Genomic DNA, 25,567 nt, shown 5'->3' on the forward strand with positions numbered 1-25,567 from the left:
GCCGTGATGGACTGGGGCGCATGGCCCATGACACTCAGCACCTCCCTGAAGAGACCAGTGGGGCGGACCGCATCGTCCGCGCCCAGAAGGCGGCGGCCGATGCCGGTCTGGACGCCCTGCTGGTCTCGCCCGGTCCGGACCTGCGCTACCTGACCGGGTACGAGGCGTTGCCACTGGAACGGCTCACCTGCCTGGTCGCCCCGGCCGCGGGAGAGCCGTTCCTCGTCGTCCCGCTGCTGGAGCAGCCCGCCGCCGAGGCTTCGCCGGTCGGCGGCCTCGGCGTGGAGATCGTCGGCTGGCCCGAGACCGACGACCCGTACGCGCTGGTCGCCTCCCGGCTGCCGTCCGCGGGAAGGGGTCTGCGGAGGGTCGGGGTCGACAACCACATGTGGGCCGAGAAGGTCCTGGCCTTCCGGGACGCCCTGCCCGGCGTGGAGCAGGCGCTCGCGGGCGAGGTACTGGCGGCATTGCGGATGCGGAAGTCCGCCGACGAGATCGAGGCACTGCGGGCGGCCGGCGCCGCGATCGACGCCGTCCACGCGGCGATGGGGGACTGGCTGCGGGCCGGCCGCACCGAGCGCGAGGTGGGCCGGGACATCGCCGACGCCATCGTCGCCGCGGGCCATGCCACGACGGACTTCGTCATCGTCGCCTCGGGACCGAACGGGGCCAGCCCGCACCATGAGCTCTCCGACCGGGTCATCCAGGCCGGCGACCCGGTCGTGGTCGACATCGGCGGGACCATGCCGAGCGGCTACTGCTCCGACTCCACCCGCAACTACTGCGTCGGCGAACCCCCGGCCGACTATCCGCACGCCTTCGGGATCCTGCTGGCGGCCCAGACCGCCCAATGCGAGGCGGTCCGGCCCGGCATCACGGCGGAGCAACTGGACGCCGTGGGACGCGAGCTGATCGCCGAGGCTGGATACGGCGACCGCTTCATCCACCGCACGGGGCACGGCATCGGCCTGGAGACCCACGAGGAGCCCTACATCGTCGCCGGCTCGTCCCGGGCGCTGGAGCCCGGCATGGCCTTCTCCATCGAGCCCGGGATCTACCTCCCGGGCCGGTTCGGCGCCCGGATCGAGGACATCGCCGTCTGCACGGAGTCGGGCGGCGAGCGCCTCAACCTGACGACGCGTGAGCTGCGGGTGCTTGCCCCGTAGTTCGGTGTGCGGGTGCAGCGGGTGCAGCGGGTGCAGCGGGTGCAGCGGGTGCAGCGGGTGCAGCGGGTGCTGCGGGTGGTGCTCGGGCGGTGCGCGCTGCCGGGGCCAGTCGCTACCGGGCCCCGAACGCGCGGAGCAGGTGGTCCACGCCCTCGGTGAGCTGGGCGGTGTTGGACGCACCGGCGTAGCTCAGGCGCAGATGGGGAGCCGGTGCCTCGGCGGGAAAGTAGGCGCTGCCGGGCGTGACGGCGACTCCCGCGCGGAGGGCGGCGGCGACGAGGGCGGTCTCGTCGGTGCCGTCGGGGAGGCGGAGCCAGAGGTGGTAGCCGCCCAGCGGCGCGGGTTCGGTCAGCAGGTCGGGAGCCAGCCGCTGCAGCTCGGTGGTCACGGCCCGTCTGCGGTCGCGCAACTCGCCCGCGATCAGCCGCAGATGGCTGCGCCAGGCCGGTGCCGCGACGAGTTCCAGAGCGGTCTCCTGGAGCGGGCGGGGCACGAAGAAGCTGTCCACGGCCTGAAGTGCGCGCAGCCGTTCGAACGCGGGGCCGTGCGCGGTGAGCGCGCCGACGCGGAGGCTCGGCGAGGTGGCCTTGGTGAGCGAGCGGACGTGCACCACCACGCCGTCGGGGTCGTCGGCGGCCAGCGGGAGGGGCAGCGGGGGCGAGTCCGCGTGGACCAGGTTGCGGGCGAAGTCGTCCTCTACCACGAAGCCGCCGGCCGCGCGGGCGACGGCCAGGACCTCGCCCCGGCGCCGCGGGGAGAGGACGGCGCCGGTGGGGTTCTGGAACAGGGGCTGGCAGACGAAGACGCGAGCGCCAGTGCTCTGGAAGGCGTCGGCGAGCAGGTCGGTGCGGACCCCCTCGGCGTCGACGGGGACCGGGACGGGACGCAGTCCGGCCGCGTGGGCGATGCCCAGCACCCCAGGGTAGGTGGGCGACTCGACCAGCACCGGCGCTCCGGGCGGGGCGAGGGAGCGCAGTGCGGTGCTGAGTGCGCTCTGCCCTCCTGCGGTGATCAGCACGTCGGCGGCGCCGAGGGAGCCGCCGGCTCCGCTGATGTCCGCAGCGAACCAGGTCCTCAGGTCGGCGAGTCCTTCCACCGGGGGGCGGCTCCAGGTGCCCGGCCTGCGTCCGGCGCGGGCCAGGGCCGCCGCCAGGGCCCGCTCCGGTTGCAGGGAGGGGTGGAGGTAGCCGCCGTTGAGGTCGATCACGTCGGCGGGCGGGACGGTGAGCGTGGCCAGGACGCCGGAGGCGTCGACGCTGCGGGCCGCTGCCTCGGAGCTCAGGGCCACCTGCTGCCAGGAGAAGTCCCCGGCGGCGTACGGCACCCGGTGCGGCCGAGCCCGGAACACCCCGGCACCAGGCCGGGACACGACCAGGCCCTCGGCGGCGAGCACGGAGATGGCACGGGAGAGGGTCACCGGGCTGACATGGTATCGATCCACCAGTACCCGACTCGGCGGAAGTATCTGCCCATCAGAGTAGCACTGAAGCTCCCTCCTGAGCGATTCCGCCAGGTTCGCCACACTGCTACGCTCGTTCATGAGAGAACACGATAGCGCTATCAGATCTCGTTCGGTTTCGGAAAGCGGTGGGACCCTGCTCGCGGGGGCGGCCGTCCTCCTTTTCTCGTTCAGCTTCCCTGCCACGTTCTGGGCGTTGGAGGGCTTCGGTCCCTGGACCGTGACCGGTGTCCGGGGCGTGCTAGCCGGGCTGCTGGCGGCGGCCTGCCTCGCCGGCGGCCGCGTCCCGGTGCCCGCCCGCCGGCACTGGCGCGGGCTGGTCGCGGTGGCGGGCGGCTGCGTCGTCGGCTTCCCACTGCTGACCACGCTGGCACTGCAGACCTCCTCCACCGCACACTCCGCCGTTGTGATCGGCGTCCTCCCGCTGGCCACCGCGGCGATCTCGGCGGCGCTGACCCGTACCCGCCTGCCCCGGCTGTTCTGGTGGGCCGCGCTCGCGGGTGCCGCGATCGTCGTCGGCTTCGCCCTGCAGCAGAGCCACGGGCGGCTCACCGCGGGGGACCTGTACCTGTTCGGCGCACTACTGGTGTGCGCGGCCGGATACGCCGAAGGGGGCCGGCTGGCCCGCCACCTGCCGGGGTGGCAGGTGATCGCCTGGGGAGTGGTCGCGGCGCTGCCGCTCACCGCTGTGACCACGGTGGTGGCGCTGGCATCGGAGCCGGTGCACCCGACGGTCAGGTCGCTCACCGCCATGGCCTACGTCGCGGCCGTCTCGCAGTTCGGCGGCTTCGTCCTCTGGTACCGGGGGATGGCGGCCATCGGTGTGCCGAGGGCCAGCCAACTGCAGCTCGCGCAACCGTTGCTGACGCTGCTGTGGTCGGCACTCCTGATCGGCGAGCGGTTGCCGTCACTCGCGCTGCCGACCGCGACGCTGGTACTCGCCTGCATCGCCGTGACCCAGCGGGCGAGCGGGCCGGCGCGGCCCCAGGCAGTCGCCACTCCTCCTCATGTCTCGACCAGTGGACAAATTATTCCGCATGGCGGGCGGTCGGATTAGTGTGAACGGGCAGGACGAGGCAGTACGGCGCCACGTGGGGGGCGTCGTGCCGCCGTGCTGATCGGGTCGGCCTGCGCCCCGGCCCGATCGGCGACCGGCCTCACGCCGCACAGTGGACCATGGATGCGGAATCATGGGATCTCACGGACACCCAATCGTCGAGGGACGTAGCCCGCCATGCGCACCGCCGCCGTCATCGGCACCGGACTGATCGGCACCTCCGCCGCACTCGCGCTCACCGCGCGCGGAATAACGGTCTACCTCCGCGACGTCGACCCCGACGCCGCCCGTACCGCCGCCTCGCTCGGCGCGGGCATCGCCGAGGACCCGCCGGGCCAGGTCGACCTCGCCATCATCGCCGTGCCGCCGGCACTGATCGCCTCCGTGCTCGCCGACTCCCAGCAGCACGGCCTGGCCCGCAGCTACACCGACGTCGCCAGCGTGAAGTCGGGCCCGCGCCAGGACATCGCCGCCCTGGGCTGCGACACCGTCCACTACATCGGCAGCCACCCCATGGCCGGCGCCGAGCGCACCGGTCCGCTGGCGGCGAGGGCGGACCTGTTCGAAGGCCGGACCTGGGTGCTCACCCCCACGCCCGACACCGACACCGACACCCTGAACGCCGCGCTGGAACTGGTCGCACTGTGCGGGGCGGTACCCGTCGTGATGGACGCCGCCGCCCACGACCGGGCCGTAGCCCTGGTGTCGCACACCCCGCAACTGCTCGCGAGCCTGGTCGCGGCCCGTCTGGAGCACGCCGAGGAGAACGCGGTCCGGCTGGCCGGTCCCGGCATCCGCGACACCACGAGGATCGCCGGCTCCAACCCGCAGATGTGGGTGGAGATCCTCAGCGCCAACGCCGGCGTCGTCGCCGACATCCTGGAGGAGCTGGCGGCGGACCTGGGCGGGACGGTCGCCGGGCTGCGCGCGCTCCAGGCCGCCGACGAGGCCAAGCGCGAGGAGGGCGCCGGCGCCATCGAAGACGTGCTGCGCCGGGGCAACGCCGGCCGGGCCCGGATCCCCGGAAAGCACGGTGCGCCGCCCACCCGCTACGAGACGGTCGCCGTGGTCATCGGCGACCAGCCGGGCGAGCTCGCGCGCCTGTTCGCCGAGGCCGGACGGGCCGGGGTCAACATCGAGGACGTGCTCATCGAGCACTCCACCGGGCAGCAGGTCGGCCTGGTCCAGCTGATGGTCGCCCCCGCCGCGGCGGGGCCGCTGACCGCGGCCCTGCAGGAGCGGGGCTGGCGGGTGCGCTCCGACCGGTAACCTTGGGTGGAGACCCCAGCCGTGCCGTGCCTCGTTCCGCCGCCGAGCGGACCGACAGGCCGTGACAGAGAAGGACCTTCCACCGTGGATACAGCCGACCGTTCGGATGCCCCGGTGATCGTCGTCCTCGACGGTCCCGCCGGTACCGGCAAGTCCACCGTCTCCCGCGAGATCGCCTCCCGTCTCGGCCTCAGCTTCCTCGACACCGGTGCGATGTACCGCGCGATGACCCACTGGCTGCTGCAGCACGGGGTCGACGTCGACGACGCCGACGCTGTCGCGCTGGCCTCGGTCAAGCCGGTGATCCGTTCCGGCACGGACGCGAGCGGTCCGACGATCACCGTGGACGGCCGGGACGTGTCCGGGCCCATCCGCGGCGCGGCCGTCACCGCGGCCGTCAGCGCCGTATCCGCCGTTCCCGAGGTGCGGACCCGGCTGGTCGAGTTGCAGCGCGGCTCGGCCGAGGCGGCGCCGCGCGGCATCGTCGCCGAGGGACGCGACATGGGCACCGTGGTCTTCCCGCGCGCCGACCTCAAGGTCTTCCTCACCGCCTCGGCCACCACCAGGGCCGCCCGCCGAGCCGCGCAGCTCGGTGTGGACGACCCCGCTGGGATCGCCGAGATCCTGGCGGACATCGAACGCAGGGACGCGGCCGACTCCGGCCGGGCGACCTCGCCGCTGGCGAAGGCCGAGGACGCGGTCGAGGTCGACACCAGCGAGATGGCGCCGGACGAGGTCATCGAACACATCCTGGGGCTGGTGCGCGAGCGGGTCGCCGCCGTGCCGTCACGGTAGACCCGACCGACCAGGCTTTCCGGCACCACCACGCACAGCACCGCAGACACCACCACGCATTCGGACATCCACTGAGCTTTACGCGCCCCTCCCGGGCGACGACGAACGAGAGTTGGCACGGGTAATGAGCAACGAGAACGTCGGCAACGGCGAGCTGGACGAGGCGGACTACGCCGAGTTCATGGCGCTGGCCGCCGAGGAGGGCTTCGACCCCGAGGACATCGGCGACCTGAACGCGGGCCAGGGCCCGCTGCCGGTACTCGCCGTCGTCGGCCGACCCAACGTCGGCAAGTCGACTCTGGTGAACCGCATCATCGGCCGCCGCGAGGCCGTCGTCGAGGACAAGCCGGGGGTGACCCGCGACCGCGTCGAGTACGAGGCCACCTGGAACGGCCGTCGCTTCAAGCTGGTCGACACCGGCGGCTGGGAGATCGACGTCTTCGGCCTGGACGCCATGGTCGCGGCGCAGGCCGAGCTTGGGATCGAGAACTCCGACGCGGTGCTGTTCGTCGTCGACGCCACGGTCGGCGCGACCGACACCGACGAGGCGCTGGTCAAGCTGATCCGCAAGTCCGGCAAGCCGGTGGTGCTCTGCGCCAACAAGGTGGACGGCCTGTCCGGCGAGGCCGACGCGGCCATGCTCTGGTCGCTCGGCCTCGGCGAGCCGTACTGCGTCTCCGCGCTGCACGGACGCGGCTCCGGCGACCTGCTGGACGCCATCCTGGCGAAGCTGCCCCCCGCGCCCGAGCAGACCTTCGGCGACATCGTCGGCGGCCCGCGCCGGGTCGCGCTGATCGGCCGTCCCAACGTCGGCAAGTCGAGCCTGCTGAACAAGGTCGCCAAGGAGGACCGGGTCGTCGTCAACGAGCTGGCCGGCACCACCCGCGACCCGGTCGACGAACTGATCGAGCTCGGCGGCAAGACCTGGAAGTTCATCGACACCGCCGGCATCCGCCGCCGCGTGCACCAGACGGCGGGCGCCGACTTCTACGCCTCGCTGCGCACCGCGGCCGCGCTGGAGAAGGCCGAGGTGGCGGTGATCCTGATCGACGCCAGCGACACCCTCGCCGAGCAGGACACCCGGATCATCACCATGGCGGTGGAGTCCGGCCGCGCCGTCGTCGTGGCCTACAACAAGTGGGACAAGCTCGACGAGGAGCGGCGCTACTACCTGGAGCGGGAGATCGAGCAGGACCTCGTCCAGGTGCAGTGGGCGCCCCGGGTGAACGTCTCCGCGCTCACCGGCCGCCACATGGAGAAGCTGGTCCCGGCGATCGAGACCGCGCTGGCCGGCTGGGAGACCCGGATCCCCACCGCGCGGCTGAACGCCTTCCTCGGCGAACTGGTCGCCTCCCACCCGCACCCGGTCCGCGGTGGCAAGCAGCCGCGCATCCTGTTCGGGACGCAGGCGGGAGCGAAGCCGCCGCGCTTCGTGCTCTTCGCCTCCGGCTTCATCGAGGCAGGCTACCGCCGATTCGTCGAGCGCCGCCTGCGCGAGGAGTTCGGCTTCGTCGGCACGCCGATCTCGATCAGCGTGCGGGTGCGCGAGAAGCGCGGACGCAAGAAGTAGGCCAAGAAGTAGGCGGACACGCCCACAGGTCGGCCCCCGTGCGCAGGTCAGCGCGGGGGCCGACGGCGTTGCCGGGCGGGTGTGGTTGTCGGGCAGGTGTCGAACCGTCAGACCGACTTGGGCGCGAGTCCCCGCTCGCGCAGCCACTCCAACTGGACCCGGGCCGAGGAGCCGTAGCCGCCGCCGTGGTCGGCGAAGCGCCAGACGCTGATGGCGCGGTCCTCGCCCGCGTAGCGGTTGTAGGCCGCATAGACGGTGGACGGCGGGCAGATCGGGTCCATCAGGCCCACGCTGAACAGCGCAGGGACGGTGGCGCGGGTGGCGAAGTGCACCCCGTCGAAGTAGGCCAGGGTGTCGAAGGCCGTCTCCACCCTGTCCCGGCTGTGGTGGCGCAGGTAGGTGGCGATCTCGACGTAGGGCCCCTCGCCGGAGATGTCCGCCGCGCGACGGAAGTGGCAGAGGAACGGCACGTCCGGCATCGCCGCCGCGACCCGTTCGGACGCCAGACCCGCGACGGCGAGGGAGAGGCCGCCGCCCTGGCTGCTGCCGGCCACGATGATCCGCTCCGGATCCACCCGGGGAAGCTGCGCGGCGGCGTCCACGGCCCGGACGCAGTCCGTGATCAGGCGGCGGTAGTAGTGGTGGCGCGGATCCTCGATGCCGCGGGTCATGAAGCCCTGCACCCACTGAGTGCCTGAGCCCTCGCCGCGGTCGGGCGTGTCGTGGCCCTGGCCCCGGCTGTCCACGACCAGGTGGGCGTAGCCGGCGCTCGGCGGCAGCAGGTGGTCGGTGGGCAGGCCCCTGCCGCCGCTGTAGCCGATGTACCGCACGATCGTCGGCAGCGGCCCGTCCCCGCCCTTGGGCAGCAGCAGCCACGCGGCTATCGGCTCGCCGTTCCAGCCCGGGAACCGGACGTCGAAGACGTCGACGGTGGTGAGCAGCGAGTCGGGCACCGGCGTGACCGTCGGGGCGCCCGAGTGGGTCCGCGCCTCCGCGAGGGTCTGTTGCCAGAAGGCGTCGAAGTCCTCAGGCGCGGTGAGCTCGGGGCGGTAGTCGACGAGGTCCTCGAAGGACTGGTCAGTCAGCGGCATGGTCGTCCTCAGGGAAGTGATGGCGATGATCAGCAAGCGCTGAGTCATTCCAGCACCCCGACCCCGGATCGGGGAAGAACGGCCCTGCCGGGTGTCCCGGCCCATCGGGCGCACCCGGCAGCACCTGGCCCCGGCGAGGGTTCAGCTCCGGCCGGGAGGCAGCGAGAGATAGCCTCGGTGCCGCCCCACGCCCTGGGCGGCGTACTCGGTGCTCGCGCCGTGGTAGTGGCCGAAGCCGGTGAAGCGCAGGTCCTCCTCCCCCGAGCGGTCCCCCGGCAACGCGCGGAAGAGCCGGCGGAACTCCGAGTACAGGGAGTCGTAGATGGGCGTGGTGGAGGGCGGTTCCGCCTCGTACGAACGGGGCGAGGGCATCAGTGGGGCGCTGGGGGAGTAGCCGGGGGCCCAACGCTGCGGAGGGAGGGAGTTGAAGGTCTGCACACCATGGCCAACGACCGGGCGCGCCACGGGATGCGGGGCGCCATCCACCGATGCGCCCCGGCCGGGAGCTCGACTTCCAGCGGCCGGGGCGGCTCAGCTCAGGTCCCGGCCAGCGGCAGCACCGCGCCGAGCAGCAGGCCGCGGCGGGCCGCGCCGTCCAGGGCTTGGCGCAGCAGGTCCTCGCGGGGCTGGCGGCCGATGCTGCCGGCCGGAGCGGCGTACATGATCACCTCGCCCTGCTGGGCCGCCGCCGCCCGCCAGGCGTCGGTGACCTGCAACGGCTGGTGTGCCTGCCACCAGGCCATGGTGCCGCCGCCCTGGGCGGGTTGGAGGATGGCGTGCAGCTGGCCCATGGCCATCAGCACCGACCAGCCGGGCAGTTGGCCGGGCGGCTGCTCCACGTCGGGGATCTGGCCGAGGCCGTGCTCGAAGAGCATCTCGACGAACTGGTCCGGACCCGACTCCGCGCCGGGGCGGCCCACCGGACCGGTCGGCTCCACGACCAGCGCCGCCCGCGGGACACCCGCGTACGGGCCCCGCTGGCTCAGCACGAGACCGCAGGTGACGCCGAGTACAGCGGCTCCGGCCGGCTGCGCCGGGGCGGGGCCGGCTGCGGGATCGGCGACCGCCGCCGGCGCCGCCGCTCCTGGGCCCGGGGCGGCGGTGGTGCCGCCGGACTGCTGGCTGATGGTGCGGACGGCGCCGAGCAACTGCTCCTCGGCCACCGGCACCACCTGGGACGGAATGCAGCGGGAGTGGGCGAAGGCGAGTACGGCGGTCTCCTCTCCGACGAAGAGCACGGTCGCAGTCGGTTCGAGGGTGACATCGCCCGGGGCTCGACAGGAGGTGCAGTCGTACTGGTCCGGAGCGGTCACTCCGGTGAGCAGACGGTCGGCCTCGTCGTCGCCGATCTCCGCACGTACCTCGTCACTGACGTCGATCAAGCGGGGCACGGACACTCCTTGGGTCGCAGGGGCGGGGCGGGTCCACCTCCGCCGTGATGACAAACGGACCGGGTGTGCTTCGGGTCACGGTTGACGGGGTCCGCGTCGGGGAGAGGTCGGCATCTTGGTGACGATGGGCTGGTCGGGCATGACGCTCTGTCGACAATGTGGGTCAGCTCACCGGAGGGGTCATGTGGCGCACCCCACGCCATTCCCTATCGATCTTGTCCAAAAGAGGATGAATCCGGGCAAACGATCTTGGATTCCTTGATCAATACCATGGGTAACATGAGGCTGACATGCGGTGATTCAGATTTAGTTGAATGCGCAGCAAGACTTGCCTACGTTCGGACACCGGTGCAACGAGCACCACCCGGGTTCGCCCACCTCCGTACGTCTCCCCGGCTCAATCCTGGGAGGCGCGCCCGCCGCCGCAGGACAGGTCGGTGGCGAGTGGTGGGTGCCGGGACGGTAAGGCGACGCCTCCGCGAAGCCGCCCGTCCTGCGAACCGTGGCGACGGGGGAGAAGCGCGTTCGGCGCGCCACCCCGTCGGTCCGGCCGGGGCTGTCGAGAGGGACTTCATGATCTTCCGCCGCGAGACCGACGCTGCCCGCACCACCGCCACCCCCGAGGGTGGCCCGAAGAGGAACCGACTGCGTGCCGTCGTCCTCGCCGGTGTGGTCGTCGCCGCCCCCGTGGCCGGCCTGGTGGCTGCCACCAGCGCCTCCGCCGCCTCCGTTTCCACTTGGGACGCGGTTGCCCAGTGCGAGAGCACGGGCAACTGGAGCATCAACACCGGCAACGGCTACTCCGGTGGCCTGCAGTTCTCGCCGTCCACCTGGGCCGCCTACGGTGGCACCCAGTACGCGGCCTCCGCGGACCAGGCCAGCAAGGGCCAGCAGATCGCCGTGGCCGAGAAGGTCCTCGCCTCGCAGGGCCCCGGCGCGTGGCCGGTCTGCGGCCCCAAGGCCGGACTGACCCAGGGCGGTGCTCCCGCCGGCGTGAGCACCTCGTCCAGCAACTCCGGTTCCAGCAGCTCGAACTCGAGCAGCACGGGCAGCTCCAGCAGCACGGGCGGCTCCAGCTCGAAGCAGGCCGCCGCGCCCACGAGCAGCAGCGACAGCAGCAGTTCCTCCAGCACGGTCAAGTCCAGCAGCGCGACGAGCGCGCCGGCGACCAGCTCCACCAGCCACGCCCACGCGACCGCTTCGGGCGCCAGCTACACGGTGAAGTCCGGCGACACCCTGAGCGTGATCGCCGCGGCGAACGGTACCTCCTGGCAGACGCTGTACCAGAACAACAAGAGCACGGTCGGCTCCAACCCGAACCTGATCTTCCCGGGCCAGCAGCTCACCATCGGCTGACGTTCCGTCGGCTCGACCCACGGCGCGGCGTCCCCTCCCGGGGGTGCCGCGCTGCGGCGCGTCCGGGCGGCCGTACGGGTGATCTGACGGCGTGGCACACGGTCATATCATCTGACTGTGTGTTGATCAGACATAGCGTCACCTGCCGTGAGCATAGGGAGACGAGTTCTCGTGGCGGCCGTAGTGACCGTGCCGTTGTGCACCGGGTTGCTGTGGACCGCGCCGTGGGGCTTCGACGCCGCCGCGTCGACGTGGGTGTCCGGTGCCGTGTGGAACACGCTCGCGCAGTGCGAGAGCAGCGGTGACTGGCACATCAACACCGGCAACGGCTACTACGGAGGCGTCCAGATCTCAGCCGAGACCTGGCGGGAGGCGGGTGGACCGCGGTACGCGGCACGGCCGGACCTGGCGACCCGGCTCCAGCAGATCGCGGTCGCGGAGCGGATCCTTCGCTGGCAGGGGTGGGAGGCGTGGCCGGACTGCGCGCGCCAACTGGGCCTGCTCCAGCCAAAACCGACGCCCACACCCAAGCCCACTCCGACGCCGCCCCCGCAGCCAACGCCGACACCCAAGCCGACGCCCACGCCCAAGCCGACGCCGACACCCAAGCCGACGCCGACACCCAAGCCGACGCCCACGCCTAACCCAACGCCGAAGCCGACGTCCACACCTAAGCCAACGCCAACGCCCACACCAAAACCCACCCCCTCGCCGACCCCCGTGCCAACGCCCACGCCAACCCCCACGCCAACCCCCACCCCCACACCCCCCACCCCCGCCCGCTACACGGTCCGCGACGGCGACACCCTCTCCGGCATCGCCTCGCGCTACGCGCTCAAGGGCGGCTGGCCCGCGCTCTACCAGCGCAACCGCGCCGTCGTCGGCCCCAACCCGGACGTCCTGACAGCCGGTACGGTCCTCAACCTGCGCTGATCCCCGTCCCCTCCAACTCGCCCGGCTCGCCCGCGAACACCACCGAACCCCGGTGCAGCACGTACACGAGATCGGGTGCCGCCGGCCCGGAAGGCAGCACCTGCTCCGCGAGGACGACGGTCCGACCCGCCGCGACGGCCGCCGCCAGCGCCCCGTGTACCCGCGCGACCACCGGCGCGGCGAGGCCCCGCCCCAACTCGTCCAGCAGCAGCAGTCGCGAAGGCCCGGCCAAGGCCGCAGCCAGCGCCACCATCTGCTGTTCGCCCCCGGACAGCGTCCCCGCGCTACGGCCGAGCAGGCGCCGCAGCTCGGGGAACAGGTCCAGCGCAGCGTCCCGCGCGGCGTCATCCAGCCAGGACAGGTGGTCGGCCACCGAGAGCGACGGGAAGACCGCCCGCTCGGCGGGGACCAGGGTCAGGCCCAGCCGCGCGCGGCGGTACGCGCCCAGCCCGGTGATGTCACGGGCATCGGCCTCGCCGCCGTACCAGAGCACCTGGCCGCCGGACAGCGGCTCGGTCCCGGCCAGCGCATGCAGGACGGTACTGCGGCCCGCACCGTTGCGTCCCAGCAGCATCGTGCGGCGGCCGGCGGGGATGCCCAGGTCCACTCCGTGCAGCGCCTCCAAAGGGCCGTACCGGACGCGGGCCTGCGACAGGGCGATCTCAACGGCCATGGGCTCGGCTCCCCTCGCCGTCGGTGAGTCGCCCGGCGGCCATGGTGTGCACACTGTCCGCGATCCGGTCCACCAACTCCCGGTCGTGCTCGACCAGCAGCACCGCCAGTCCGTCACCGGCGAGGGCCGTGAGCAGCAGGACGAGGCGCTCGGTCTCGTCCCGGTCGAGGCCGGCCGCCGGTTCGTCGAGCAGCAGGACCCCAGGGTCGGCTGCGAGGGCGCGGCCCAGCTCCACCAGCCGCAGCGTGCCGGTGGGCAGGTCGGCGGCGGGGAGGTCGGCGAGCTGGTCGAGGCCGAGCAGGCGCAGCGTGCGCGCCACCGGGGCGTCGGCCTCCTTGGACGGGCGGCGGCCCGCCTGCTCGGCGCCGACGCGGAGGTTGTCGGCGACCGACAGGCCGGGGAACACCGCGATCTGCTGGAAGGTCCGGGCCAGTCCGAGCCGCGCCCGGGTATGTTCCGGCAGTCGGGTGATGTCCCGCCCGTCCAGCAGCACCTGTCCCGCGTCGGGCCGCTCCGCACCGCTGAGGCATCGGAACAGGGTGCTCTTGCCTGCCCCGTTGGGGCCGGTCAGAGCCGTGATCCGACCGGGCGGCACCTCCAGGGAGACGCCGTCGAGCGCGATGACGCCGCCGAAGCGGCGGACCAGTCCGTGCGCGGAGAGCTGCGCGCCCCGGGCGCCGCGCGGGCTCATCGCGAACTGCCGTGACGCTGGGAGGCGAGCCGCCGCCCGAGCGGGCTGAGGCGCACTTCGGCGGCCTCGGCCGGGCGTTCGGGAAGGGGTTGGGGTTGGGACTGTGGTTGAGGCCGGGTCTGCGGCTGGCCCCGGGTCGCGGTCGGGGAGGTGAAGCGTCCGCGCAGCAGGGCGAGAACGCCGATAGCGGCCGCCGAGACGCCGGCCGTGGTTGCGGCGTCCAGCGTGGTGAGCGCGACCGCCGCCAGCACCGCGCCCGAAGCGCTGCCCGCGCCGAAGACCACCACAGCGGCGAACCACAGCAGGCCGAGAATCGGATCGAAGGCATTGGGGTCGAACGCCTGCGCGCCCAGTCCCAGCAACCCACCGCCGAGAGCGGCGAAGGCCGCACCGGCGGTGAAGGCCAGCAGCTTGAGCCGGGGCACGTCCACGCCGGAGGCGTACGCGGCGGGCTCGTGGTCGCGCATCGCCCCCAGCGCGCGACCGATCCTGCCCTCGTGCAGCGCCCGAACGAGCAGCAGGGCGACGCCGAGCAAGACCAGTTCCACGGCGTAGAAGACGCGGTCGTTGCCCCATGCACCGGTCCGGTCGAGCCGTAGTCCGCTGGTCAGAACGGGCTGTTGGAAGACGAGCCGGCTCATCGCCGTGCCGACCGCGAAGGTGGTCAGAGCCAGCGTGAGCCCTCGTCGCCGGATCGCCGGCCAGCCGACCAGCAGCCCGAACGGGGCGGCGACCAGTACGGCCAGGGGCAGCGCCAGCGGCGCGGGCAGGGGCGGCACGCCGGGGACCGCGCCGCCGGCGAGGGCCCCGGTCAGCAGCGCGCCGAGACCGGCGTATCCGGCCTGGCCCAGCGAGATCTGGCCGCCGTAGCCGGTGACCACGACCAGCGAGAGCAGGACCAGCGCCAGGGCGGGTCCGGGAAGCAGCGACCGCAGGTCGACGCCGCGCAACGCCAGCGGGCCGAGGAGCATGACGGCGCACGCCGTCAGCAGTACGCGCCGCACCAGCGCGCTGTGAGGTCGGTCGCCCGGCAGCGGCATGGTCTGCGTCGTCGCGGCCGAGGCCAGCCTGCCGGGCAGCAACGCCGCCGCGACCAGCGCCAGGACGAACAGGTTCGCGCTCACCGCCTGCAGCAACGCCTGGTTCCCGCCCGCGGGGTGAAGCGCCGTGAGTTCGCTCTGCGCGACGCCCAGGGCCAGCGCGACGACGACGGTGAGCGGCAGGCTGCGGAGTCCGGCCGCGACGGCGACCGCCATGGTCTCCATGACCAGCAGCGGCAGCCCGTACGGGTCGAGTCGCAGCCCGGGAGCCAGCAGGACGCCGGTCAGACCGGCGGTGAACGCGCCGAAGGCCCAGCCGACCGAGGAGACCTCGTCCGCGTCCAGCCCCGCGAGCTCGGCGAGGCGGCGGTTGTCGACCACGGCGCGCAGCGTCGTGCCGAAGCGGGTCCAGCGGTTCACGGCGCCCACGCCCGCCGCGAGGACCAGCACCGTGCCCAGCTCGACAACCGTGTCCAGGGTGACCCGCAGACCACCAGGAGCCACCAGCGGCGTCGCGGGCACCAGTACCGGGGCGTCGCCGAGCGGGGTCAGACCCCAGAGCAGGGCCGCTCCGCCGACCAGCAGCACGAACACGCCCAGTCCGGCGACCAGCGTCTCGGCCGTCCCGGCGTTGCGACGCTGGAGCCGGCGGAAGACCGCGACGTCCATGAGCACACCGAGGCCGGGCGCGAACAGCAGCAGGCAGCAGGCGATGGCCAGGGGGCGTGGCCAGTGCCACACCACCACCGTCTCGCGCAGCGCGTAGGCCGTGACCATGGCGACCGCCCCCTGCGCCAGGTTCAGCACCCCGGTGGCGCGATAGCAGACCACCAGGCCGATACCCGAGAGCGCGGCGGCGCTGCCGACGGCGATCCCGGCGACAGCAAGGTCGAGGGCGAGCGGCGTGGCCATGCGCTCAGACCTCCGGAGGGTCGCACAGCGGGCAGGGGCGCAGTCCGCGTGCCGTCGCCGTGGCGGGCGCCACCTCCTCCGCGTCCGTGCGGCCCTGGACCAGGAGGCAGCCGGCCCGGTGGTACATGCCGCCGCCAGGGATGGTGAGCAGCGCTTCCCGGGACGGCACGGAGCTCCTTCCCCCGGAGCCGATTCCCCTGGTTTCCCCAAAGGCCCCGGTTCCCCCCGTTCCCCCGGTTCCCTCCGTTCCCCCGGCGGCCCCGGGGGCCCCGGAGACCGTTCCTTCCGCGGCGGTCGGCTGCCGGGCGGCCTGCGCCTCGTCCGTCTCCGTCAGCAACTGGTACAGCACCGCGATCTGGCGCTGCATCCGCTCCTGTTCGGGGTTCGGCTCCGCAGTGCCGCGGCGCGCCGCGAGGAGCACGAGCCCGCCGACGAGCAGAGCCGTCCCGGGGGCGGTGGCCGACGCGAGGTAGGGGATCTGGCGGGCGCTGTAGCGCTCCCCGGAGACGCCGTACCAACCGAGCGCGCAGAGCAGCGCCCCGGTCGCGAAACAGATCCACCCAAGATGCGTCCGAAGTGCCCGCAGAGTAGCGTCCGCCCTGGTCATCCTGCCTGCCCCGGTCCTGGAGTCGCGTGGACCCGTCATCGTCTCCCCTGTAGAATGGCCCTTCGGGCCAGCTTCTGCGGACGGTTACGTTCCTTCATCGATTTCGCCGACACGTGCAGCGACGGGACCACGACGACGGGTAGCCGTTAGCGTGGAAGATAGCTGATGATGAGTCAGATGGGATACCGAGTCGGGCGGTGTTGGTTCCATGGTCAACGGTTCCGCAAGCGGTCACAGGTACGTCCCCTATGTAGGCCTCGGCGCTGCCGTCCTGCTTCTGGCAACGGCGTGCAGTAGCAGCAGTACCACGGCCTCACCCAGCAGTGCCGCCACGACGCCGACCGCGGCCGCGAGCAGTGCTGCTCCGACCAGCGCCGCTCCGAGCAGCGCCGCCCCGCAGCCGTGCAGCAGCACCAGTACCCCGACGATCACCGGCACCGGACCGGCGGACACCGCGTCGGCCGGCGCCCAGGTGGCCACGAACTTCCAGAAGTTCTTCGACCCCGCGACCCCGGCGACCACCAAGATCAGCCTGCTGCAGAACGGCGCTGCCTTCGGCGCCGTTCTGCAGGGTTTCGCCAGCAACCCATTGGCGACCAAGGCCACCGTGACGGTTGTGTCGGTCGGCTTCACCAGCGCCACCACGGCCGACGTCACCTTCAACCTCTGTGAGAGCGGAGCGCCCGTGCTGCCGAACTCGGCCGGCAAGTCCGTGTACGAGTCCGGCACCTGGAAGGTCGCCGACACCACGCTGTGCACCCTGGTCAAGCTGAACAGCGGTGGGGCGCCCGTGCCCGGCTGCGCCTGACCCGGGCTGAGACGCGAGGTGCCACTCAGGGTGCGTCCGTTCCGTGTGCGTCCGCTCCCGGCATGGGCCGCCCTGCCGGGAGTATCGGTCGCGCTGGCCCTGCTGCTGGCAGCCGTGCCGCTGACCGCGTGCGGTAGTCGGCTGCCACTGCGGGACTTCGCCTCACCGAGCAGCGCCCCCGTCACGGCCACCGCACCGGCCGCGGCACCGCCCATCACGATCGGCATCGTCACCTCGGTGACCAGCATCCTGGGCACCGAGACTTTCAGCGGGCCGCTGTACGGCGCACAGGCGTTCTTCCACGCCCTGAACGACTCCGGCGGCCTCAACGGACGCCAGATCAAGGTCGTGACCTGTGACGACAGCGGAAGCGGAAGCGGCAACCAGGCCTGCGTCCACAAGCTCATCGACCACGACCACGTCGTCGCGCTGGTGGCCACCAGCGCCCTCGACTACGCGGGCGCGCCGTACGTCAGCGCCCAGGGTGTGCCCGACATCGGCGGCGAGCCCATCGGCAACGCCTACGACCTCTACCCGCACCTGTACGGGATCAACGGCAGCTCCGAGCCGCGCAACGGGAAGGCCGTCGGCTGGAATGGCACGGAGTACCAGACCACCGAGGTCTACCGGTACTTCAAGCAGAAAGTCGGGTTGCACACGGCCGCCGTGGTCTCCTACAACCAGGCCGACTCTGCGCGCTATGCCGCTCAGCTGACCCAGGGCCTCAAGGCCGAGGGCTACCAGGTGCTGAGCGAGACTGTCGACTTCGCCCTGCCCAACTTCGCCGCCGTGGCCGCCGGGATGAAGGCCGACGGCACGCAGGTGCTGCTGGACGCCATGGACACCCGAGGGAACGTCGCCCTATGCCAGGCGATGGCGGCGGCGGGGGTCTCGGTGGCGGCGAAGGTGACGAACGTCCAGAACTGGTCCGCCCAGGCGGGTACCGACTACAGCAGCGTCCCCGGCTGCCTCAACGCACTCTGGGTCACGGCCAACAGCCGCTCCTACGAGGACGTCCACTACCCGGCGGTGGCCGCGTTCCGGGCGGCGATGCGTCGCTACTTCCCAGCCAGGGAAGGGAAGCTGTCGCAGTGGGAGCTGGAGGGATGGGCAGCAGCGCAGTGGTTCACCGACGCGGCCGGCTCCTGCGGCGCACAGGTGTACGGAGGGGCGGGCCGCGACTGCCTGGACCGCTTCATGCAGCGCACGCAGCCCTACGACGCGCACGGGCTGCTCATCCCGACCGACTTCGTCCCGCGCCCCGCGCCGACCGGACTGCAGCATGCCTGCCTGGACGTCGCCCGCTGGCAGGGTGGCGGCTGGGTCACCCAGGTGGCCGACATGGACACCAACTGCTTCCTGGTGCCGGCCCTGCCCTTCCGCCCCTGACTCGGGTCGGCCAGGTCAGCTCGTCCCAGCCGCCGCGCTCAGCCCCACGCCCTGCCCCTCTCCACTACCGCTCCGCGCCTCCGCCGATGCCTCCGCCCGCGCCTCCGCTCCGCGCCTCCGCCGATGCCTCCGCCCGCGCCTCGCCGATGCCTCCGCCGATGCTTCCACCGATGCCTCCATCCCGCGGCTACCGTCCCTGAGCCGCACCCGCGGTGGTCCGCGCCGGCGCCTTCTTGACCACGGTCCCCGGCTTCGGCGCGGGCGTCGGCTCCGGCCCGATCCCGATCAGCGCCGAGGACAGGCTCATCGGCTCGGGGGTGACCGCGCGCAGCAGGAACCGGCCCCGGACACCGGGGCCGCCGACTGCTCCGTACGGCGCCCGCAGCACATAGTCGGCGCTGGCGTGCGGGCCAAGAACGGCAGGCCCGACCAGCACCGTCCAGTAGTCGGAGATGGTGGCCCCCGTGCTGGTGGCGAAGTGAGGCCTGAGCGTGCTGCCCGTCCTGTTGCTCACGGCGACCCGCAGCTGGCGCACGTCGTTCGACAGTGCCTGGACGCCGCTGCCCGATGAGCCTGCGATCGCGGTGACCCGCATCGCCAGCGGCGGCGGCGTCAGCACCGCGCCGACCAGGTACGCGACGGTGGGCGCGAGCAGCAGCGGCACCAGCAGTGCCCGCGTCAGCCGGCTCCTCAGCAGGAGCGGGCGTGGATGCCAGGCCCGCTCGAAGTCGCTGGCGCTCACCGTCGCCGCGGCAAGCACCCACAGCGGCACGGTCAGGTCGAAGTAGTCCTCCTGGGAACGCGCCGACAGGTAGAAGACCAGCCAGGGCATCACCGTGACGGCCAGTCCGAGCCGGCGCGGGAACACCACCAGCAGCACCAGCATGGCCATGCCGAGCAGCAGACCGGCCTCGCTGTAGAGGTGGATGTCACCGCTGCCACTGCGGAAGTAGTACGAGATGCCCACGAGTCCCTGGCCACTGGGGATCGCCTTCTGGAACAGCGGTGTGAAGACCCCGTGCAGCCAGGCCGAGGGCCCCTGCACCATGAACGGCAGATTGATCGCCAGAGCCACGCCGGCCACGATCGCGACGTAGCGGCCCACCACCTTGGCGGCCTCACGCGCGGGCATCTCTCCGCGCCGGATCATGAAGAGACCGACCACCAGGAAAGGTGCCAGGAACCAGGTGAGTTGGTGCAGGCAGGCGGCGATCCCCAGGCAGACCGCCCGCGCCACACCACTGCGGCCGAGCCGTCCGCCACTCCCGGTGCGCTGCCAGTACGCGACGGCGACCATCAGGAAGGGCAGTTCCATGCAGCCGGGGTAACCCATCTGCGCGTAGCTGGGCAGCCACCCGAAGCCGTAGCAGACGATCACTGACACCGCCCGCCAGGGTGCCGGCAGCAGCAGGAACATCACCACGGAGGCGATCAGCAGCATCGCGGTCGCAGCCAGCCCGGCCGGTGGATGGCTGAGATGCAGGCCCATCGGGAGGGCGGTGAACACCGGTCCGAGCGGTGGGTAGTCAAGGCCGGTCGCCGCGCCGCCGTCCATCAGCGGGGTGGTGCCGACATGGAACATGTGGAAGATCTGCGGCCACTGCGTTCCGTAGATGTGGCCGCCGTGCAGCAGCGTACGGGCCGCCATGTCCACCAGGGAGCCCTCGTCGGTGCCGTAGTAGACGTGGGTGCTGGGGCTGGTGGTGTTCGGATGGGCGGCGGTGACCGTGAAGAAACGATTCACGCATTCCAGCGCCGCGACCAGCAGTACCCCGGCGTCGACCAGGATCATCGCGCGGCGGGTCCGTACGGACAGCGCGAGCACGCCGAGGACGAGAATGGCGCCGAAGTAGAGGATCACCGCGAACGCGTGCGTGTGCTGGTTGATGACCGTGCGGTTCCACACGTCCCGGGCGCCGATCAGCATGCTGGAGCAGGCCAGCACCGTGAGCATCCGGTTGACCTGCTCGGGCGGACGCCGAAGTCCCCGCCGCGCCGCGCCGCCCAGAACGGGCGGGCGGAGGGCGCGCAGGACACGGAGACCGCGGCGCAGACGCGGCAGCGGCCGTCGGGGGGCCGCGGAGCCGTCGGGGCCTTCCGGGCCGTCGGGGGCTGCGCCTGCCGAGGTCGTGGGGGAGACAAGGGGCACGCGCGCATCCTGGCACGAGGAACGGCACGTCAGAGGCTTGCCGACACGTCTTCACCAGCCCTTCGCGGCCGCTTGACCAGCAAGAATGCCGGGAGACATGCTCGGTCCAGGAATCACCCGGACGAGCGGCGCGCTTACGCCACCGCGCGCCCCGCCGGTCGGGGACAGCCGCATGCCGGCGCAGGGTGGACGCGCGCCGGGCGCGCGGCGGGGAGAATGGCATCCGAGAGCGCACAACCGAGAGGACGTACTTCCTATGGGCAACCCCGTGGACCAGCTGGTCGACCTGCTCGACCTGGAGCAGATCGAGGTCAACATCTTCCGGGGGCGCAGCCCGGAGGAGTCACTGCAGCGGGTCTTCGGCGGACAGGTCGCGGGGCAGGCGCTGATCGCCGCGGGACGCACCGTGGCCCCGGACCGGCCGGTCCACTCCCTGCACGCGTACTTCCTGCGCCCGGGCATCCCCGGCGTGCCGATCGTCTACCAGGTCGACCGGATCCGCGACGGTAGATCGTTCACCACCCGCCGCGTCCTCGGGGTGCAGCAGGGCCGGACGATCTTCGCGCTCACGGCGGACTTCCATCTGCCCGAGGAGTCGCCGTTCAGTCACCAGACGCCCATGCCGTCGGTGCCCGACCCGGAGACGCTGCCGACCGCACTGGAGGAGGTGGGCTCGGTCCTCGGTGAGCTGCCGCCGTTCATCAGCCGCCGCCAGCCATTCGACCTGCGCTACGTGGAGCGGCTCCGCTGGAACAAGGACGAACTGGACGGCGTCGAGCCGCGCAGCGCGGTCTGGCTTCGTACCAACGGCGAGCTGGGGGACGACCCGCTCGTCCACGCCTGCGCGGTGACCTACGCGAGTGACATGACACTGCTGGACTCGGTTCGGATCCCGGTCGAGCCGCTGTGGGGGAAACGTCACTTCGACATGGCGTCGCTGGACCACGCGATGTGGTTCCACCGGCCGTTCCGGGCCGACGACTGGCTGCTCTACCAGCAGGAGTCGCCGGTGGCCGTAGGCGGGCGGGGGCTGGCCCACGGGCAGCTGTTCGACCGGCAGGGACAACTCGTGGTGTCGGTGATGCAGGAGGGGCTGTTCCGGCGCATCGCCGACTGAGGCCCGCCGACCCCGCCGCCCCTCGCGCGCCCTCCCCGCCCTCCCCCGGACGGGGTGCCCGCGCGCCCGCCCCGCCCCACCCCGCCCCGGACGGGGTGCCCGAGAGCGCGCGGGAGAGGATGTCACGTGCCCAAAGACCAACTCTCGCCCGCTCCCGTCCCCGGCATAGCAGGTATTCCCGACGTACCGGTCGGTTCCTCCGGCTCGGCCGACCCCGCGACGACCACCGCCACCCCCACCGCCGCGAGCACCTCCACCGCGACCCACGTTGCGACCGCCGCCACCACCCAGGGCCGCCCCCCTCTCCCTCGCCTCCGCCGCCTCGCCCGCGGCGCGCTCGCCGACGTCACGCCGCTCCGGACCAGCCCGCACTTCCGTCGGCTGTGGTTTGGCCAGAGCGTGTCGTCCATCGGGCAGCAGATGACGGCCCTGGCGATCACGGTCCAGGTGTACGCGCTCACCGGATCGGCCTTCGCGACCGGCTTGGTAGGGCTGTGCTCGCTGGTACCGCTGGTCGCGTTCGGCCTGTACGGCGGGGCGATCGCCGACACTATGGACCGCCGCAAGCTGGGCCTGTTCGGTGCGTCCGGGCTGGCCGTGCTGTCCGCGGGGCTCGCCGTGCAGGCGCTGCTCGGCGTACGGCAGGTGGGCGTCCTGTACGCGGCGGTGGCCCTGCAGGCGGTGTGCTTCGCGCTGAACGCGCCCGCGCGGGCATCCATGGTGCCGAGACTCGTCCCCGCCGAACAGTTGCCGGCAGCGAACGCGCTGTCGACGGTCAGCATGAACCTCGGCATGACGGTCGGGCCGATGCTGGGCGGGCTGCTGATCGGCATTTGGAGCTTTCAGGCGGCCTACCTGGTCGACGCGTTGGCGTTCAGCGCCTCGCTCTACGCGATGTGGCGGCTGCCGTCCATGCGACCGCAGCGCACCGGCGCAGCCTCCCCCGACTCCTCCGCGTATGCATCCTCCCCGTCCGGCCCCGCCGCGCGCCCCTCCGTCCTGGACGGGCTGCGCTTCCTCCGTGACCGGCCCAACCTGCGGGTGAGCTTCATGGCCGACCTCGCCGCCATGGTCTTCGGCATGCCCCGCGCCCTGTTCCCGGCGCTGGCGCTCGTCCTCTATCACGGCGACGCGCGCACCGTCGGCCTGCTCGCCGCCGCCCCGGCGGTCGGGGCGCTGCTCGGAGCACTCTTCTCCGGCTGGGTGAGCCGAGTGCACCGGCACGGACTTGCGGTGATCTGCGCTGTCCTGGCGTGGGGACTGTCCATCGCCGGGTTCGGTCTGGCCCGCCAGCTGTGGCTGGGGCTGCTCCTGCTCGCCATGGCCGGTGCCGCGGACACCATCAGCATGATCTTCCGCAACACGATCATGCAGACAGCCGCACCGGACGACATGCGAGGGCGACTCCAGGGCGTGTTCATCGTCGTGGTGGCCGGCGGCCCCCGGCTCGGCGACTTCGAATCGGGCACCGTCGCCCAGTTGACCACGCCGACCGTCTCCGCCGTCAGCGGCGGCCTCGCCTGCGTCGCCGCGATCCTCCTCCTCGCCGTCCGCCACCCCGGCTTCACCCGCTACGACGCCCGCCGCCCGACGCCCTGACCAGCCATTCCGCCGCACAAAACCTGGGCGCGAGCACGCCCCGCCGTACTGTATTGTTCTTCCTGTGCCCGGGCGACCGAGCACAGGCCGCAAAGCCGCAAGGCAGCGCAGCCTCGGGACGTGGCGCAGCTTGGTAGCGCACCTGACTGGGGGTCAGGGGGTCGCAGGTTCAAATCCTGTCGTCCCGACTCGGACGTACGTCCATAGTCGCAGCTCAGGGGCCGTATCTGATGAATCAGATACGGCCCCTGAGTCATTTCAGCGCTACTCGGCGCCGTTGGGATTGGGAGCGCTTTGGGAGCCCTCTGCTCCCAAAGCGCTCCCAACGTCAACATCGGTTGATCTGGGGTCACCCGATCGGGTCGAGGCGTGGAGTTTTCTCGCTCGCGGGGGCGCGTGCGGGGGGCGCATGCGCCGGTTGACCTGCCAGTGACTCGATGCGCAGATGGGGTCGTGTCTGGAGTGCAAAGGGGGTCGACGGGTCAGGGGGTCATTGCACACGTGGGCGTCCGCCTGACGAGTAGTCAAAGAGGTCAACCGCCGCTCCCAGCCAGTTCGGCGCGACTGGTGGGATGCGAAGACATCCGTTCTCGGCGCCCAGAGTCGGAACTGGGCACCCCGGGGGCCCCGAGTTCGCTCTCTCCGCTGCTGGCTGGGCACCACCACGAGGGCCACCTCATAGCACCAGTACAGCTGCACTGGATGATCTTCATCAATCTTCTCGATCAGGATGATCTGATGCTCGATCAGGAGCCCATCGGGATGTCACGTCTGAATCATTGGCACTCGGGTGGGAGCGCTGGACGAGACCTTCAACCGTGGGCGGCGTGGCGAGTTGGACCGTCCGATCGTCGTTGCCCTGGGGTGTGTTCGGGGGGCATCGCGGCCGTAGGCCGATGATCGAGGACGACTGTTCTGACCAGCTGATTAAGAGTCAGCTCCGTAGCCGGTTCGCCGCTATCAGGATGTGACGCCCATGGCAGGACAGCATGTCCGGTGCAGGTCGGCCGCGTCAGCTCTGCCGGACCGTACCGGCGGGTGTCACCCCGTACCGGTGTCCCCGCTCCCACCACGCTCCCACCACCCCGTCGCGACGCTCCCACCAGCGAGCGCTCCTGGCCCGCTTGCCGCCCAGCAGACATACCCGCATGTCCCCTCAAACCAAGCCCGCAGCGTCTCCCAGGACATCATCCAGGTGGGTGCGGTGCACAAGGAAGCGGGCCAAACTTGGCGCCCGCATGGTTCATGATGGGCCGGTGCTGACGATCGCCCTGAACGACACTGCCGCCGCGGCACTCGCCACCTCTGGATGCGGCTCGGTTACTGCTTCATACGAGGGCCTCGCTTCGGGGCTGCGCGTACGCCTCGACATCGGCCTTGCACTTCTCGGCCAAATACTGGTGTGGGCCGACTGCACCAGCAGCTTCGACGGCGCACCCTCTTCCTTCCCCGACTTGACCGCCTGGGAGTGCCCGAACAGCTCGTTCCATCTGGAAGGCCACGTCCCAGTTCGGATCACCTACGTGGACGACGCGCCGGTGATCGCGGATGCCGACCAAGTTCTGCTGCTGCGCCAGGGATTGGCAATCACCTACGGCTTCGACGCTCTGGTGCGACGCTTGCTGGATGCGGGAGCGGTGCGCTGCATCGTCTCCGTCGGGGACAGCAACGCCACCTTCCGGTTCCACAGCATCCGCCCCGGCGAACAGCACCATCACAGGGAGCTGGACGCCTATCACCAGGAGATGGTCGCGGTGGTGGACATTGTCGACGCAGTCGGCAGCGGGGTCAGTCCCACCAGTTGAACAGGAGCTCGCCCAGCGTCGCGGGGTTCCAACGCCGCACCTGCTCGCGCTCGACCGCGGACAGGGCCAACAGGTCCAGGTCTGCCAGCGGAACGCGCAGTGCGGCGTCATCGAGGACCGTGATACCGAACTCCTCGAAGGTTTTCGCCTTGCTGGCTGCGGGGCCAAGGAGGTCAGCGCATCGCCGAAGGCGGGCGATGTGCCGGTCACTGCGATGAGCGGCAGGTGCAGAAGCGCGACCGTAACCGCCAGTAGCTGATTACCTGTAGTCCGTAGTTCCATGCAGGTGAATGCAGCTGGGTAGCCGGGGCTCGCCTGCACAACCCGAATCGGAGCGGCGCCATATGAACTGGTGACTGACACCACGATGCCGTTGACCCGAGGAATCTCTGACCGCTGGCACTTGGCAACGGGACCGTCCCCGATACGGGTCAAGAGTTAATCACAGTCCCTGCAGACGTCGCTTCCCTTAGCGAATCGTGCAATTGACCAAGTCAGGTGACAACTCAAACAGATCCTCTCGCTGGCGGCCCCGCATGGGCAGGCGTTGCAGCTCGGGCATTTTCCCTGCTGGCAAGTCGGACATCGCTTCAACTCGTATCCGTCAGAGTGCTCCTGGCAACTCTCGCAGAACCAGTCGAGTTCCGACCACTCCACGGGACGGGAAATATCAAGCTTGCTCCATGGGGC

Annotated in this window: 22 protein-coding genes and 1 tRNA gene; 13 read left to right on the forward strand and 10 right to left on the reverse strand. The window is 71.5% G+C overall.

What is annotated here, in order from left to right:
- The first annotated feature begins 20 nt into the window (after window positions 1-20).
- A complete protein-coding gene (locus ABIA33_RS27535; RefSeq protein ID WP_370085307.1) occupies window positions 21-1,166 on the forward strand; it encodes a M24 family metallopeptidase in 1,146 nt (381 codons plus the stop codon).
- Window positions 1,167-1,278: 112 nt separating this feature from the next.
- Here the strand turns inward: ABIA33_RS27535 and ABIA33_RS27540 are convergent, their stop codons facing one another.
- The gene (locus ABIA33_RS27540; protein ID WP_370085308.1) at window positions 1,279-2,706 is read right to left on the reverse strand and encodes a PLP-dependent aminotransferase family protein; all 1,428 of its coding nucleotides are present in this window, start codon (window positions 2,704-2,706) and stop codon (window positions 1,279-1,281) included.
- On the opposite strand from ABIA33_RS27540, the gene ABIA33_RS27545 reads away from it, so the two are divergent.
- The 4 genes from ABIA33_RS27545 to der all read left to right on the forward strand — a co-directional run bounded on the left by ABIA33_RS27545 (window position 2,705) and on the right by der (window position 7,316).
- Window positions 2,705-3,682, forward strand: coding sequence for a DMT family transporter (locus ABIA33_RS27545; protein WP_370085309.1), 978 nt, complete (start codon window positions 2,705-2,707; stop codon window positions 3,680-3,682). The two genes, ABIA33_RS27540 and ABIA33_RS27545, sit on opposite strands and share 2 nt — an antisense overlap.
- A 177-nt stretch (window positions 3,683-3,859) precedes the next feature.
- Entirely contained in the window at window positions 3,860-4,951 is a 1,092-nt protein-coding gene (locus tag ABIA33_RS27550; protein WP_370085310.1) for a prephenate dehydrogenase, read from the forward strand.
- Between the two features lie 84 nt (window positions 4,952-5,035).
- Window positions 5,036-5,746 carry a (d)CMP kinase gene (gene cmk, locus ABIA33_RS27555; RefSeq protein ID WP_370085311.1) on the forward strand — a complete coding sequence of 237 codons (711 nt, stop codon included), beginning with the start codon at window positions 5,036-5,038 and terminating at the stop codon, window positions 5,744-5,746.
- A gap of 124 nt (window positions 5,747-5,870) precedes the next feature.
- A complete protein-coding gene (gene der, locus ABIA33_RS27560) occupies window positions 5,871-7,316 on the forward strand; it encodes a ribosome biogenesis GTPase Der (RefSeq protein WP_370085312.1) in 1,446 nt (481 codons plus the stop codon).
- A gap of 107 nt (window positions 7,317-7,423) precedes the next feature.
- Here der and ABIA33_RS27565 read toward each other — a convergent pair whose 3' ends face one another.
- From ABIA33_RS27565 to ABIA33_RS27575, 3 genes are all read right to left on the reverse strand, one after another.
- Window positions 7,424-8,407, reverse strand: a complete 984-nt coding sequence (locus ABIA33_RS27565; RefSeq protein ID WP_370085381.1) for an acetylxylan esterase — start codon at window positions 8,405-8,407, stop codon at window positions 7,424-7,426.
- Between the two features lie 141 nt (window positions 8,408-8,548).
- A complete protein-coding gene (locus ABIA33_RS27570; protein ID WP_370085313.1) occupies window positions 8,549-8,779 on the reverse strand; it encodes a hypothetical protein in 231 nt (76 codons plus the stop codon).
- 164 nt (window positions 8,780-8,943) lie between these two features.
- Window positions 8,944-9,798, reverse strand: coding sequence for a hypothetical protein (locus ABIA33_RS27575; RefSeq protein WP_370085314.1), 855 nt, complete (start codon window positions 9,796-9,798; stop codon window positions 8,944-8,946).
- Between the two features lie 573 nt (window positions 9,799-10,371).
- On the opposite strand from ABIA33_RS27575, the gene ABIA33_RS27580 reads away from it, so the two are divergent.
- Together ABIA33_RS27580 and ABIA33_RS27585 are read left to right on the forward strand one after the other, a co-directional pair.
- A complete protein-coding gene (locus tag ABIA33_RS27580; protein ID WP_370085315.1) occupies window positions 10,372-11,154 on the forward strand; it encodes a transglycosylase family protein in 783 nt (260 codons plus the stop codon).
- A gap of 171 nt (window positions 11,155-11,325) precedes the next feature.
- Window positions 11,326-12,087, forward strand: a complete 762-nt coding sequence (locus ABIA33_RS27585) for a transglycosylase family protein (RefSeq protein WP_370085316.1) — start codon at window positions 11,326-11,328, stop codon at window positions 12,085-12,087.
- On the opposite strand, the gene ABIA33_RS27590 is transcribed toward ABIA33_RS27585, so the two are convergent.
- From ABIA33_RS27590 to ABIA33_RS27610, 5 genes are all read right to left on the reverse strand, one after another.
- Window positions 12,074-12,760, reverse strand: coding sequence for an ATP-binding cassette domain-containing protein (locus ABIA33_RS27590; RefSeq protein WP_370085317.1), 687 nt, complete (start codon window positions 12,758-12,760; stop codon window positions 12,074-12,076). The two genes, ABIA33_RS27585 and ABIA33_RS27590, sit on opposite strands and share 14 nt — an antisense overlap.
- Window positions 12,750-13,451: an ABC transporter ATP-binding protein gene (locus ABIA33_RS27595; protein ID WP_370085318.1), complete on the reverse strand. Its 702-nt coding sequence runs from the start codon at window positions 13,449-13,451 to the stop codon at window positions 12,750-12,752. The genes ABIA33_RS27590 and ABIA33_RS27595 overlap by 11 nt, the downstream gene beginning before the upstream one ends.
- Complete coding sequence (locus tag ABIA33_RS27600; RefSeq protein WP_370085319.1) at window positions 13,448-15,403, reverse strand: hypothetical protein; 1,956 nt, start codon at window positions 15,401-15,403, stop codon at window positions 13,448-13,450. Before ABIA33_RS27600 ends, ABIA33_RS27595 begins: the two co-directional genes overlap by 4 nt.
- Window positions 15,404-15,407: 4 nt before the next feature.
- On the reverse strand, window positions 15,408-16,010 hold the full coding sequence (locus ABIA33_RS27605) for a hypothetical protein (RefSeq protein WP_370085320.1): 603 nt from the start codon (window positions 16,008-16,010) through the stop codon (window positions 15,408-15,410).
- Window positions 16,011-16,256: 246 nt separating this feature from the next.
- Window positions 16,257-16,490: a hypothetical protein gene (locus tag ABIA33_RS27610; protein ID WP_370085321.1), complete on the reverse strand. Its 234-nt coding sequence runs from the start codon at window positions 16,488-16,490 to the stop codon at window positions 16,257-16,259.
- Here ABIA33_RS27610 and ABIA33_RS27615 point away from each other — a divergent pair.
- Together ABIA33_RS27615 and ABIA33_RS27620 are read left to right on the forward strand one after the other, a co-directional pair.
- Window positions 16,483-16,818 (forward strand): hypothetical protein, encoded by a 336-nt coding sequence (locus tag ABIA33_RS27615; RefSeq protein WP_370085322.1) that lies wholly within the window; start codon window positions 16,483-16,485, stop codon window positions 16,816-16,818. The two genes, ABIA33_RS27610 and ABIA33_RS27615, sit on opposite strands and share 8 nt — an antisense overlap.
- Window positions 16,819-16,848: 30 nt before the next feature.
- Entirely contained in the window at window positions 16,849-18,207 is a 1,359-nt protein-coding gene (locus ABIA33_RS27620) for an ABC transporter substrate-binding protein (protein ID WP_370085323.1), read from the forward strand.
- Window positions 18,208-18,394: 187 nt separating this feature from the next.
- Here ABIA33_RS27620 and ABIA33_RS27625 read toward each other — a convergent pair whose 3' ends face one another.
- Entirely contained in the window at window positions 18,395-20,356 is a 1,962-nt protein-coding gene (locus tag ABIA33_RS27625; RefSeq protein ID WP_370085324.1) for a hypothetical protein, read from the reverse strand.
- 256 nt (window positions 20,357-20,612) lie between these two features.
- Between ABIA33_RS27625 and ABIA33_RS27630 the strand changes: the two genes are divergently transcribed.
- The 4 genes from ABIA33_RS27630 (at window position 20,613) to ABIA33_RS27645 (ending at window position 24,877) form a co-directional block, all read left to right on the forward strand.
- On the forward strand, window positions 20,613-21,473 hold the full coding sequence (locus ABIA33_RS27630) for an acyl-CoA thioesterase (RefSeq protein ID WP_370085325.1): 861 nt from the start codon (window positions 20,613-20,615) through the stop codon (window positions 21,471-21,473).
- Between the two features lie 126 nt (window positions 21,474-21,599).
- On the forward strand, window positions 21,600-23,072 hold the full coding sequence (locus tag ABIA33_RS27635) for an MFS transporter (protein WP_370085326.1): 1,473 nt from the start codon (window positions 21,600-21,602) through the stop codon (window positions 23,070-23,072).
- A 114-nt stretch (window positions 23,073-23,186) separates the two neighbouring features.
- Window positions 23,187-23,260, forward strand: a tRNA-Pro gene (locus ABIA33_RS27640).
- Between the two features lie 1,068 nt (window positions 23,261-24,328).
- Window positions 24,329-24,877: a hypothetical protein gene (locus tag ABIA33_RS27645; protein ID WP_370085327.1), complete on the forward strand. Its 549-nt coding sequence runs from the start codon at window positions 24,329-24,331 to the stop codon at window positions 24,875-24,877.
- The last annotated feature ends 690 nt before the right edge of the window (window positions 24,878-25,567 follow it).

This window comes from Streptacidiphilus sp. MAP12-16 (genome assembly GCF_041262165.1).
Lineage (GTDB): Bacteria > Actinomycetota > Actinomycetes > Streptomycetales > Streptomycetaceae > Streptacidiphilus.